Here is a 12,431-nt window from a genome sequence, read left to right as displayed (position 1 = left end):
GCCGAGGCCTCGGGCGCGGCCGCGGGCGGCGCGGCGGGCGGCGGCGCGCCCGGGGTGGCCGCCGTGGGCGCCGGTGCCGCCGGTGCCGCCCGGTCCACCGCCGCCGTGATCGGGGCGATGTCCAGCCGGTCCTGGTCGAGCGCGTCCAGTCGCTGCTCGGGCGGCACGGCGATGAAGTCGATCCGGTCGGCCTTCGGCACGTCGCCCCACCAGAGCGGGTTGCGCGTCAGGGTGACCCGTCCGCCCTCGGCGTCGTAGCGGGCGAGGGTGTACGGCCCGGCGGTCGGGCGGCCGGCGGTCAGCGCCCGGTCGAAGGTGGTCGGCGTGCCCGTCTCGGCCGCCGGGTAGAGCGGCCCGAACAGCGAGCGCCACTCGGCGTACGGCCGTCGGAAGGTGACCCGCACCTCGTGCGGGTCGGCGCCCTGGGCGACCGAGTCGACGGCGTCGTACCCGGCCGGGTGCCCGCCCCGGTAGGCCGGGTCCAGCCCGGAGAGGGCGGCCCGCTGGGCGGCGAGGTCCGCGGCCGACAGCGGGGTGCCGTCGGTCCAGACGGCGTGCGGGTTGAGCCGGTAGGTGACCACCTGCGGCTGCTCGCCGGGCGGGGTGGACTCGGCGCCCGCCAGGTAGTCGGGGTCGGGCACGAGCCGGCCGTGGTCGTCGGGCCGGAACAGTGAGGGGTACAGCGCGTGGGCGAGCAGCGCCGAGTCGGCGGTCGCCGCGCCCTGGTAGACGTTCAGCGTGGCCGGGACGCCGTCCACCGCCCAGCGCAGTGTGCCGCCGTCCCGGACGGCGGTGCGGTCGGCGGGCCGGACGTCCCCGGTGGCCGTGGTGGGCTCGGCCGAGACGGGTACGGGGGCCGGGGTGTGGGCGGGGGCGGGATCGTCGGAGCAGCCACCGAGGCCGGCGGCGAGCAGCAGCGCGGCGGCTGCGGCGGTGAGCTGGCGGACGCGCATGGCGGCCATCGAACGCCGCCCGCGCGGCCCGGCCCGCGTCGACACGGCGGGCCGGGGGCGACTGCACCCGTACGGAGCAAGCTGTACGGCCCGCGCCGTGCGGGCCGACCCTGAGGCCGGGCCGCCGGGCGCCCGGGCGGCTACAGCGCCAGCTCGAACCAGACGATCTTGCCCTTCGGCGTGCGTCGGCTGCCCCAGCGCTCCGCCAGCAGGCTGACCAGCTGCAGGCCGCGCCCGCCCTCGTCGGTCTCCTGGGCGCGCCGCTGGCGGGGCTGGGCGTAGCCGTCGTCCCAGACCTCGCAGACCAGGCCGCGTTCGCGCAGCAGCCGCAGCCGGATCTCGCCGCGCCCGTGCTTGAGCGCGTTGGTGACCAGCTCGCTGACCAGCAGCTCGGTGGTGTCGACCAGCTCGTCGAGTCCCCGGGCCAGCAGCCAGCTGCAGGCCAGCTCGCGGGCCTTGGAGACGGAGGTGGGCTCGGGCGGCAGGAACCAGTTCCCGACGGCGTCCTCGGGGAAGGCGTGCACCTTCGCCATCAGCAGCGCGATGTCGTCCTCGCCGTGGTGCGGGTTGAGCTCGCCGAGCACGTGGTCGCAGAGGTCCTCCAGGGCCTTGCCCTCGACGGAGAGCGCCGCGCGGAAGGCCCGCAGGCCCTCGTCCAGCTGGTGCTTGCGGCTCTCCACCAGTCCGTCGGTGTAGAGGCCGAGCACGGCGCCGTCCGGGAGGTCGAACTCGACCTCCTCGAAGGGCTCGCCGCCGACGCCGAGCGGCAGGCCGGGCGGCACGTCCAGCATCCGGGCGCCCTCGCCGGGGCTGAGGAGCACGGGCGGCAGGTGACCGGCGTTGGCGATGATGCAGCGGCGGGTGACGGCGTCGTAGACCGCGTAGACGCAGGTGGCGAGGTAGACCTCGCGGGCCTCCTCGTCGGCCGACGAGGAGAGGCGCCCGTACGGGGTGGGCGGGCCGGCCGGCACGGAGTCGTCGCCGAGGCCGCGGGCGATCTCGTCGAGGGCGGTGAGCACCTCGGCGGGGTCGAGGTCGAGCATGGCCAGGGTGCGGACGGCGGTGCGCAGCTGGCCCATGGCGACGGCGGCGCGCAGGCCGCGGCCCATCACGTCGCCGATGACGAGCGCGGTGCGGTTGCCGGGCAGCGGGATGACGTCGAACCAGTCGCCGCCGACCTCGGTGTTGTTGTTGCTGGGCAGGTAGCGGCAGGCGATCTCCAGGCCGCTGGCGGCCGGGTTGCCCGGGGGCAGCAGGCTGCGCTGGAGGATCAGCGCGCGCTCGTGCTCGCGGCGGTAGAGCCGGGCGTTGTCGATGCAGACGGCGGCGCGGGCGACGAGTTCCTCGGCGATCGCGACGTCGCGGGCGTCGAACGGCTCGCTGCCGATGGCGCGGGAGAGCTGTACGAGGCCGAGCACCTGGTCGCGGGCGACCAGCGGGACGATCAGGGTGGAGCGAAGCAGCGGGTCGCGGCCCGGCTCGGGGACGACGCTGCGGCCGGTGCGCAGCGCCCGGGCGTGCGGGGAGCGGCGCGGGTAACAGAGGGTGCCGCCGGCCTCGGCGATGGGCAGGCCGGTGACCGAGCCGAGCACCGAGGAGGCGCCGCCGATCACGCTGGAGACGGCGACCCGGCGCAGTTCGCCGCTGCCGTCGGTGAGCACGCTGTCGCCGAGCCGGCCGGCGCTGGGGACGGTCTCGCCGGAGAGCAGCGCGGTGTACAGGTCGACGGTGGCGAGGTCGCAGAACGGCGGGACGACGACGTCCAGCAGTTCCTTGGCGGTGGTCTCCAGGTCGAGCGTGGAGCCGATGTGCGCGCTGGCCTCGTTGAGCAGGGCGAGGTTGCGGCGCACGCCGTCGGCCTCGCGCTCGGCGACGTGCCGGCTGGTGACGTCGGAGACCTGCCCGGCGACGCCCGTCGGCTGCCCGGCGGCGCCGTTGAGGCGGTACAGCGAGACGGCCCAGAGCCGGTTGCCCTCGCGGGTGGGGACGACGCCGTGGAAGCGCAGGTCGAAGACGGGCTCGCCGGTGGCGAGGACCTTGCGCAGGGCCGCGGCGAGCCGGTCGGCTTCGGACGGCGGGAAGATGTCGTGCGGGGTGAGGCCCTCCAGGTCGGTGGGGACCAGGCCCATGCCGGAGGCGAAGGCGTCGTTGACCCGCTGCAGGCGCAGCCGGTCGTCGAACAGCACGAAGCCGGTGGGGGTCTGCCCGAAGACGGCCTCGGAGGCGGCCAGGTCGGTCTCGATCCGGCGCAGCCGCCCGAGGTCGACGGCCAGGCAGGTGGCACCCGCGGTGGGCAGGGCGCTGTCGGGCATCAGGTAGAGCTCGGCGAGGCCCTCGCCGCCGTCGGCGTCCCGGTAGGGGGTGGTGCCGACCCACTCCTCGCCGGCCAGCGTGCGCTCCAGCCGGGCGCGGCCGCGCTGCCAGAGTTCGCGGGGGACGAAGGTGCTGATCGGGTCGGCGCCGACGGCCTCGACGGCCGGGACGCCGAAGAACTCGGCGGCGCGTTCGCTCCACTGGCTGATCCGCCCGTCCGGGCCGATCGCGAAGGTCGCGACCCGGATGTAGTCGTAGATCGAGCCAGGGTCGCCGACGCCCCACGGTTGGGCCTCGGCGACGGGGTGGGCGCCGCGGCTCGCGGTGTCACCGCCCGGCGGGGACGCCGGTACTGGCAGGTGCAGCGAGCCGGCCTGCCCGGGCACAGCGGCATGACCGCTGCTGCTCGGCGCGTTCCGCGCCGGTGTGCTGTTCAACGGACCGACCCCTCCAACCCGCGACCGTCCGGATGTCGAGAAGACCGAGTATTCATCATCGAGGGGTACGTTCACACGCCCTCAACATCACAACATCAGATCGGGCGAAGGTTTTTGTCCTACCGCCCGCGCAACCACAATGCCACGCTCGCGCCCCCTTCCGGGGCGTGCGCTCCCCCCGGGCTCCCGATGGCATATGCGGCACGGCTCTCCTGGCGTTCATTCCGGTGTTCGATCGAGTCACGACTCGTCGGGCTCATTACCCGACAGCGCCTGCTCGAACCAGACCACCTTGCCGATCCCCTCCGCCCTGGCCCCCCAGCGCAGCGCCAGCCGGCGGACCAGCTCCAGGCCCCGGCCGCCCTCGTCGGCCTCGGCCGCGTGCCGCTCCCGGGGCGGGTCGGGCAGCGGGTCGGAGATCTCGACCAGCAGCGTCTCGCCGAGCGTCAGCCGTACCCCGATGGGGGCGCTGGCGTACCGGACCGCGTTCGTGACCAGCTCGCTCACCAGCAGCTCCGCGGTGTCGGTGAGTGCCTCCACGCCCCATTCGGCGAGCGTGGAGCGGACCAGCCGGCGGGCCCGGGAGACGGCGGTCGGCTCGGCCGGCAGGGTCCAGCCCGCCGTCGGGGTGCCCGCCTGGCCGTGCCCCAGCCGGGCCAGCAGCAGCGCGACGTCGTCCGGCTCTCGGCCCTGCTCCATGGTGTCGAGCACCGCCTCGCAGGCGGCCTGGATGGAGGCGTACGGCTCCTGGAGCACGGTGAGCAGCCGGCCGAGCCCGACGTCCAGGTCCTTGTCCCTGGACTCCACCAGGCCGTCGGTGCAGAGCGCGAGCAGACTGCCCTCGGGGATCTTCAGTTCGACCGATTCGAACGGGACCCCGCCCACGCCCAGCGGCGCCCCGGAGGGCAGGTCGAGGATCCGGCCGGCGCCGCCGGGCAGCGGGCCGCCGGTGCGGGTCGGTTCCCCGGCGTCCTGGCCCGGCACCACCAGCACGGGCGGAATGTGCCCGGCCTTGGCGACGGTCAGCCGGGCCGTCGCCGGGTCGAAGACCGCGTAGATGCAGGTGGCGAGCAGGGCCTCGTCCGGGCCCTGGGCGAGGTCGTCGGCCAGTTCGTGGACGTGCCGCAGCAGGACGTCCGGCGGCAGGTCGAGGGCGGCCAGCACCCGGACGGCGGTGCGCAGCCGGCCCATGGTGGCGGCGGCCCGCAGGCCGTGGCCCATCACGTCGCCGACCACCAGCGCGGTGCGGTCGCCGGGCAGCGGGATGACGTCGAACCAGTCGCCGCCGACCTCGGTGCCGCTGCTTCCGGGCACGTACCGGTAGGCGACCTCGACGCCGGTGGGCTGCGGTACCTGCTGCGGGAGCAGGGTGCGCTGGAGGGTGAGCGCGGCGGTGCGTTCGCGGGCGTAGAGGCGGGCGTTGTCCAGCGAGCTGCCGGCCCGGTCGGCGAGTTCGACGGTGAAGGCCAGGTCGTCCCGGTCGAAGCCCTCGCGGTAGCCGGCCCGGCTGACCAGCAGCAGGCCGATCACGATGCCGCGGGCGCGCAGCGGGACGACCAGCATCGAGTGCACGCCGAGGTCCCGGCCGGCCTGCATCTTCGGGTCGCCGGGGTAGGTGACGTCGTCCAGCTGGTCGGCGCCGGAGAGCAGTTCGGGCACGCCGGTGCGCAGCACCCGGCCGCAGGCGGAGTCCTCGGCGAAGGTGATCCGGGCACCGCGGCGCAACATCACGTCGACCTCGGGGCCGTCCTGGACGGACGCGGTGCCGAGCTGGAGCAGCGAGGTGCGCCGGTCGTGCCCGTGCCGGGGCAGGTCGTCACCGTGCGCGACGGCCTGGAGCAGGATCACCGCCGAGTGGTCGGTGAGCCGGGGGACTACCGAGCTGGCCAGCTCCTGCGCGATCCGGGAGGCGTCCAGCAGGTCACCGACCCGGGAGCCGAACTCGTTGAGCAGTGAGAGCCGGCGCCGGGCATGCTCGACCTTGGCGACCGCCCGGTAACGCTCGGTCACGTCCATCACGGTGCCGGAGATGCCGAGCACCCGGCCGGAGCGGTCGGTCATCCGGCTGTAGGAGATCGAGCGGTAGCCGGCCCGGGTGGTGACCGGGGAGGCCAGGGTCACGTCGATGACCGGATCGCCGGTGGCCAGCACCTGGCGCTGGATGGCGGTGATCTCGTCGGCGGCCCGCTCGGGCAGGGTCTCGCCGGTGGTGCGGCCGACGTGGTCCTCCAGGACGACGCCGTTCATCTCGGCGAGGGTCTGGTTGACGGCGGTGTAGCGCAGGTCGGTGTCCAGGATGGCGATGCCCAGCGGGGACTGCTCGAACAGCGCGTCACGCACCGCGAGATCGCGCTCGACGGCCCGGACGGCGGCCGACTCCGCCATGCTGACCTGCAGGAACGGGGTGCCGTCGCCGTCCACCAGCAGGGAGATCCGGACCTCCACGGCGACCGGCGCGCCCGCGCGGTCGCGCAGCTCCGCGTAGCCGGCCCAGCGGCCCTGGCGCAAGGTGTCCTGGATCGCGGTCCGGATCCGGACGACCTGCTCCTGGTCGGGGATCAGCTCGTCGATCCGGCGGCCGACCAGCAGCTCGTTCGGCCAGCCGAGCAGTTCCTCGGCTGCGGGGCTCCAGAGCACCACCCGGCCCGCGGTGTCGAGGATCGCGATGGCGACCTTGAGCATGTCGAGCAGGCCGCCCTCGGACGGCGCGCCGGGGCCCCTCGGGGGTTCGCCGGGACCGCCGGGGAACGGCCGGCCGGGGCGGCTGCGCAGCCCGGATCGGTCACCGGGTTCGGGGAGGGCCAGGGTCGGCGCCGGCCGGGCGGGCCGCTCGACGTCGGGGGCGGCGACGGCGCCGCGACGGCGGCCGACCGACGGCGGGGGCACGGCCGGGCGGGCGGCGCGACGCAGTCGGGCGCGGGCGGCGGCGCTGCCTGCGGTTCCTGCCCGCCGCTCTCCCCCGCCGTTCCCGGTACTCGACACCGACGGGGCCTCCGGCTCTGGTCGGGATCGGCGTCGCCGGCTGGGAGCGGCTCACCGATGGTGACGAATACTACCGAAAAGTGACATACCCCAGCAGAACCCAGGCTATCCCGGCCGCTGGTTCGTCTTGTCCGATTGACCTACCCGGCGGACTGCGCGTCGCCCGCCGCCCCCGGCCCGGTGAGCAGCCGGGCGACGTGCGGCAGCACGTCCCGGTCGTGGTCGATCCAGTCGACCGCGTCCAGCTCGCCCGGACCCAGCCAGCGCAGCGCGTCGTGGTCCTGCAGCGCGCGCGGTTCGCCGGACACCAACTCGGCGACCCAGAACCGCAGCTCCAGGCCGGGGCGCACGGCCCACGCGCCGGGCAGCCGGGTGAGCGCGCGCGCCCGCACGCCCAGCTCCTCGAGGAGTTCGCGCTCCAGCGCCTGCGCCTCGGTCTCCCCCGGCTCGGCCTTGCCGCCGGGGAACTCCCACCGCCCGGCCACCGCCTCGGGCGCGCTGCGCCGGGCCGCCAGCACCCGGCCGTCGTGGACCAGCGCGCCGCCGACCACGATCCGGGGCTCGGCTGGGCCGTCGGCGGCCCGGTCCGTGGGGTGTGCGGCGTGCGTGGCGTCCATGGCCCCGACCCTACGGCCTCAGGCGTTCCGGATCGCGCCGTTCCCGGTCCGGTCCGCGTCCGCGGCCCCGGCCGCTCCGGGGGCACCGGGGGCACCGGGGGCTTCCACCTCTTCGACCCAGTACAGCTGCTTGTGGCCGCGGGCCTCCAGCTCGGCGGCCAGCCGCTGCGCCCCGGCGCCGTCCAGGTCCTTGGCGACCAGGAAGCGGTTGCCGTTGTCGTCCTGCCGTACCACCCGATAGGTGCCCATGGCGGGAGGGTATCCGGCGCCCGCCGGGCAGCGCGCCCCCTGGCACCCGGCGAGGGTCCGCACCGTACGGGCGGGGAGTGCCGGACATCGTCGTGCCCCCGGCTCGCGTGGGGGTCGGGCCGGGGACACACCCGCGACGCTACGCGTCGATCGCTACCGGCAGGTACAGGCGTTGTTAACGGCTGGTAACCGCGTGCGCCCCGGCTCACACCCGCAGGTCGGGCGCCTGTTCACCGGTGGACAGGCCCAGCCCGCGCCGGATGTCCACGGTCATCGGCACCGTCTTGGCCACCAGCGCCCTGGCCCGGCGGATACCGCCCGCCGGGTCGTCGCCGGAGGCCGCGGCGTCCCAGGCGGTGGCCGCCTGGGACTGGGCCTCGACCAGCTTGGCGATCTTCGGCTGGACGTCGGCCGACCAGTTCGCCGCCGGCGCGCCCAGCACGGCGGCCTCGGTGCGGGAGGCGACGGCCATCCGGCGGGCCCAGCTCCGGTCGTCGGCCACCGCGTCGGAGGCACCCTTCTTCGGCGGGTCCAGGTAGACGTCGTTGTAGCTCCGGACCGCGTCCAGGTAGACCAGCTGAGGTGCGGTCAGGCTGCTCCGGTCGGTGCGGACCGTCCCCCGGTGCTGGTCGTCGCGGTCCTCGAAGGCGCAGGTGACGTACCGTTCGCCGGCCGCCCAGTTGCTCACGGTCGGGTAGAGGTAGACGTCGTCCATGCCGTCCGGGACGGCCCACTGGTCGAGGGCGTAGTCGTCCAGCACCGTGCGGCACAGCCGGGCGGCCGACGCACGGACCTCGCTCTCGCCCGGGTAGGGCCCGCTGCTCGCGGGGATCTTGGCAGTTCCGGCCACCTCGCCGTGATGGGCGTCGGCGCAGGTCACCCGGCGCACCCAGTACACCGTCTCGTCGCCGCCGCCGTCGGTCACCGATCCGCCCTCGGGGGAGCTGTAGCAGTCGCCCGCCTTGAGCGCCGACCAGTGGACGGAGCCCGCCGGTGCCTTCGGGGCCTGGGCGAACCGTCCGCCGCGCGGGCTGCCGAAGTCCCCCGCACCCAGCAGCAGCGAGAGCAGTAGCGTGCCGATCGTGCCGAGCACCACACCGGCCACCGCCATGCCGAAGCCGCGCTCCCGGCGGCGGTTGATCTGGACCAGCGCCACGATGCCGAACACCAGGGCCAGCGGCGCCACCAGGACCAGGCCGGTCACCAGGGAGCCGACCGCGAAGCCGTTCGTGGGGGCCGGACCGACGGGCTGCGGGTACGGGTGGCCGGGCGGGAAGCCGGGCTGGAGCGCGGGGTGGGGGCCGGGCTGGAGACCGGACTGGGCGGAGGGCGTGACGGAGGCCCAGCCGCCGGCGGGCAGCGGGTGCGGCGGCTGGGGCGGGGCGGCCGACGACACAGGGGCGGTCGGCGGGTGTGCGGTGGCGGCGGTGGGTGCGGCGGCGGGTGCGGCGGTCGGCGCCGCCGTCGGCCCCGCGGAGAAGTCGGGCGCGGCCCACGGGTCGACGGGGGGCACCGGGGCGGGCGGCTGCGCGGCGGTCGCGGGCGGGGCGGTCGCAGGCGGAGCGGTCGCCGGCGGCTGCGTGGCGATCGCGGGCCCGTCGGCCTCCTTGCGGAAGTCCACCCGGGGGTCCTGACCCGTCGCCGGAGCGGCCCCGGGCGCGCCGGTCTCCGGCCCCGCGTCCGCCTCTGCGTCCGCTCCCGCCCCCGTGCCCGTTCCGGTCCGCACGGGGGGTTCCGACCCCGGGGCGGGCAGCTCGGACTCAGGCTTGGACACGTGGACTCCCCCAACCCGCCCGGGCGGGCATCGACTCGGCGCTCGGCACCATGGCTCGGACCCGAACGGGCCCGATGTGAACGGTCGCGCGACTTTACCCGATCTTTTCGAACGCTTGCCCGCCCCGGCCCGAGCCCCCGTCCGGCGGCTCAGCCGCGGGCCAGGACCTCGCCGTGCAACATCGAGAACCAGCCGTCCCCGGCGGCGCTCCAGTCCCGCCATCCCGCCGCGATCCGCGCCGGCTCCTCCGGCTCCGCGTAGCCCCGGTCGACCACCGTCCGGCCCAGCGCGGTGCCGGTGACCCGGTCCGCCCACATGCCGCCCCACCAGGCGCGCTGCTCGGGCGTCGCGTACGTCCAGGTGGTGGCGCTCGCGGTGACCTCGGCGAAGCCGGCCGCGCGGGCCCAGGACAGCAGCCGTCGCCCGGCGTCCGGCTCGCCGCCGTTGGCACGGGCGGTCCGCCGGTACAGCTCCAGCCAGCGGTCCAGCTCCGGCACTTCGGGGAACCAGGTCATCGAGGCGTAGTCGACGTCCCGGGCCGCGACCACGCCGCCGGGGGCCGTCACCCGCCGCATCTCGCGCAGCGCGGCCACCGGGTCGGTCACGTGCTGCAGCACCTGGTGGGCGTGCACGACGTCGAACTCTCCGTCGCGGTAGGGCAGTCGGTGCACATCGGCGTGCTCGAAGACGACGTCGGACAGGCCGCGTCCGGCCACGTACCCGGCGGCCTGCGCCAGCACTTCGGCGGAGGTGTCCACGGCCACCACCCGGCCGCTCGGGCCGACCAGCTCGGCCAGGTCCGCGGTGATCGTGCCGGGCCCGCAGCCGATGTCCAACAGGGCCTGCCCGGGCCGCAGTTCGGGCAGCAGGTAGGCGGCCGAATCGGCGGCGGTGCGGGAGCGGTGCGAGCGCAGCACGGCCTCCTGGTGGCCGTGGGTGTAGACGGCGGAGGGCTGCGGTCCGGACATGGGATCCCCCTGGGAGGTGGTCGGCTTTCCGTTCTCCTGGACTCCCGACGCTACGCGGCATCCCGCATGGCGAGAACATACGTCTCACATTCCGGCCATCCGGCGCCCCGACCGCACCCGGTCGCCGTACCGTGGAGGCGCCCCCGACAGAACGGTCCCCACCCATGCCCGGCCAGCGCCCCTTCGTCCTGCTGAGCGCCGCCGTGTCGCTCGACGGCCACCTCGACGACGCCTCCCCCGACCGGCTGCTGCTCTCCGACGCCGCGGACTTCGACCGGGTGGACGAGGAGCGCGCCGCCGCCGACGCGATCCTGGTCGGCGGCAACACCCTGCGCGCCGACAACCCGCGACTGCTGGTCAACGACCCCGGCCGCCGGGCGGCCCCGCCGGCGGGGGGCCGGGCCCAGCACCCGCTGAACGTGTCGCCGAGCGCCGGCGGGGTCCACAACCGCCACCAGCGGGTAGGGGACACCGGCGGCGAGAAGCTCGCCTACACCACGGACGCCGGGGCGGCCGCGCTGCGCCCCCGGCTGGACGGACTGGCCGAGGTGGTCGCGCTCGGCGGCGCCGTGGACCTCGGCGCGGTGCTGGACGACCTGGGCGCGCGCGGGGTGCGCCGACTGATGGTCGAGGGCGGCGGGGGCGTGCACACCCAGTTCCTGGCACAGGGCCTCGCGGACGAACTGCAGCTGGCCGTCGCCCCGCTGCTGGTCGGTCAGGCCGAGGCGCCCCGGTTCGTCCGCCCCGCGGCCTTCCCGGGCGGCCCGGCCCGGCGGATGCGGCTGCTCGGGGCACGTACCGTGGGCGATCTCGTCCTGCTCAGGTACGCCCCGAAGGAGCCCGCACCGTGAACCGCCCCGCGACCACCGACCTCGACCACCTGCGCCGGGCCGTCGAGCTCTCCCGCCTGTGCCCGCCGTCCGAGACGGCCTTCTCGGTCGGCGCGGTGGTCGTCGGTGCCGACGGCCGGGTGCTGGCGGAGGGCTACAGCCGGGAGGCGGACGCGCACGACCACGCCGAGGAGGCGGCCCTGGCCAAGCTCCCGGCCGGCGACCCCCGGCTGCGCGGGGCGACCGTCTACAGCTCACTGGAGCCCTGCGGACAGCGTGCCTCGCGGCCGGTGCCGTGCGCCCGGCTGCTCATCGCGGCGGGCGTGCCGCGGGTGGTGGTCGCCTGGCGCGAGCCGGACCTGTTCGTCGCCGACTGCCAGGGCACCGCCCTGCTGGAGGCGGCCGGGGTCGAGGTGGTGGAGCTGCCGGAGCTGGCCGAGGAGGCCCGCGCGGTCAACGCCCACCTGCTGGGCTGACCTTTTGTATCATTGAGGAACAAATAGCACCGCCCCGTTCCCCGAGGAGCTCCCCATGCCCGCCGCCCCCGTCCGGCTGACCACCCGCGCCCTCCTGCTGGACATGGACGGCACCCTGGTCAACTCCGACGCCGTCGTCGAACGCTGCTGGGGCCGCTGGGCCGAGCGGCACGGCCTCGACCCGGCCGAGGTGCTCGCCGTCGCGCACGGCCGCCAGGGCCACGCCACCATGGCCGCCCTGCTGCCCGACCGTCCGGTCGAGGTCAACCTCGCCGACAACGCGCGGATGCTCGACGAGGAGCGCGCCGACACCGAAGGCGTCGTCCCGGTCCCCGGCGCCGCGGCCTTCCTCGCCTCGCTGGCCGGCCACCCGCACGCCCTGGTCACCTCCGCCGACGAGCCCCTCGCCCGGGTCCGGATGGACGCCGCCGCGCTGCCGCTGCCGCCCGTCCTGGTCACCGCCGAGTCCGTCGGCGCCAGCAAGCCGGACCCGGAGGGCTTCCTCAAGGGCGCCGCCGCCGTCGGCTTCGCCCCCGCCGACTGCCTCGCCTTCGAGGACTCCGGCGCCGGCATCGCGGCCGCGAAGGCGGCCGGCCTCCGCGTCGTCGGCATCGGCCCCCGCGCCACCGCCCACCACCCGGACGCCCACGCCGACGACCTCACCGCCGTCACCGTCACGGCCACCCCCGACGGCCTCCTCACCGTCACCGTCGGCTGACCCACCGCGAACGCCGGACCGCCCGGTCCCCGTACGCGGGCGGGGGCCGGGGGGGGCGGGGGGGGGCGCCGCATCGCGGGGCGGCCGGCGGTTGATGGGGACACCACCACCTCC

At 75.9% G+C, this 12,431-nt stretch carries 8 protein-coding genes and 1 pseudogene; 2 read left to right on the top strand and 7 right to left on the bottom strand.

Features of this window, described 5'->3' with window-relative positions:
* The 7 genes from ACFV04_RS41435 to ACFV04_RS41405 form a co-directional block, all read right to left on the bottom strand.
* The coding region (locus ACFV04_RS41435) for an ABC transporter substrate-binding protein (RefSeq protein ID WP_380536266.1) at nt 1-953 on the bottom strand (953 nt) is incomplete at its 3' end.
* A 140-nt stretch (nt 954-1,093) separates the two neighbouring features.
* Nucleotides 1,094-3,703, bottom strand: a complete 2,610-nt coding sequence (locus ACFV04_RS41430; protein WP_380536264.1) for a SpoIIE family protein phosphatase — start codon at nt 3,701-3,703, stop codon at nt 1,094-1,096.
* Between the two features lie 240 nt (nt 3,704-3,943).
* Nucleotides 3,944-6,685, bottom strand: coding sequence for a SpoIIE family protein phosphatase (locus tag ACFV04_RS41425; RefSeq protein ID WP_380536262.1), 2,742 nt, complete (start codon nt 6,683-6,685; stop codon nt 3,944-3,946).
* A gap of 140 nt (nt 6,686-6,825) precedes the next feature.
* Nucleotides 6,826-7,302 (bottom strand): NUDIX domain-containing protein, encoded by a 477-nt coding sequence (locus tag ACFV04_RS41420; protein ID WP_380536260.1) that lies wholly within the window; start codon nt 7,300-7,302, stop codon nt 6,826-6,828.
* 18 nt (nt 7,303-7,320) lie between these two features.
* The gene (locus tag ACFV04_RS41415; protein ID WP_380349885.1) at nt 7,321-7,551 is read right to left on the bottom strand and encodes an SPOR domain-containing protein; all 231 of its coding nucleotides are present in this window, start codon (nt 7,549-7,551) and stop codon (nt 7,321-7,323) included.
* Nucleotides 7,552-7,756: 205 nt separating this feature from the next.
* Nucleotides 7,757-9,172, bottom strand: a complete 1,416-nt coding sequence (locus ACFV04_RS41410; RefSeq protein ID WP_380349882.1) for a DUF4190 domain-containing protein — start codon at nt 9,170-9,172, stop codon at nt 7,757-7,759.
* A 302-nt stretch (nt 9,173-9,474) separates the two neighbouring features.
* Nucleotides 9,475-10,293, bottom strand: coding sequence for a methyltransferase domain-containing protein (locus ACFV04_RS41405; RefSeq protein WP_380349879.1), 819 nt, complete (start codon nt 10,291-10,293; stop codon nt 9,475-9,477).
* A gap of 164 nt (nt 10,294-10,457) precedes the next feature.
* Here ACFV04_RS41405 and ACFV04_RS41400 point away from each other — a divergent pair.
* Nucleotides 10,458-11,599 (top strand): annotated as a pseudogene (locus ACFV04_RS41400) (dihydrofolate reductase family protein).
* Between the two features lie 55 nt (nt 11,600-11,654).
* Nucleotides 11,655-12,317: an HAD-IA family hydrolase gene (locus tag ACFV04_RS41395; RefSeq protein ID WP_380349873.1), complete on the top strand. Its 663-nt coding sequence runs from the start codon at nt 11,655-11,657 to the stop codon at nt 12,315-12,317.
* Nucleotides 12,318-12,431 lie beyond the last annotated feature (114 nt).

Source organism: Kitasatospora sp. NPDC059599, assembly GCF_042735125.1.
In the GTDB taxonomy this organism is placed as follows: Bacteria; Actinomycetota; Actinomycetes; order Streptomycetales; family Streptomycetaceae; genus Kitasatospora.
The sequence above is the reverse complement of the archived record's forward strand: the minus strand, read 5'-3'. Positions and strand labels throughout refer to the sequence as shown.

Excerpts from the sequence above, each read along its gene's own strand:
- ACFV04_RS41420 (WP_380536260.1), bottom strand. The coding sequence starts at position 7,302 with ATGGACGCCACGCACGCCGCACACCCCACGGACCGGGCCGCCGACGGC.
- ACFV04_RS41415 (WP_380349885.1), bottom strand. The coding sequence starts at position 7,551 with ATGGGCACCTATCGGGTGGTACGGCAGGACGACAACGGCAACCGCTTC.
- ACFV04_RS41405 (WP_380349879.1), bottom strand. The coding sequence starts at position 10,293 with ATGTCCGGACCGCAGCCCTCCGCCGTCTACACCCACGGCCACCAGGAG.
- ACFV04_RS41395 (WP_380349873.1), top strand. The coding sequence starts at position 11,655 with ATGCCCGCCGCCCCCGTCCGGCTGACCACCCGCGCCCTCCTGCTGGAC.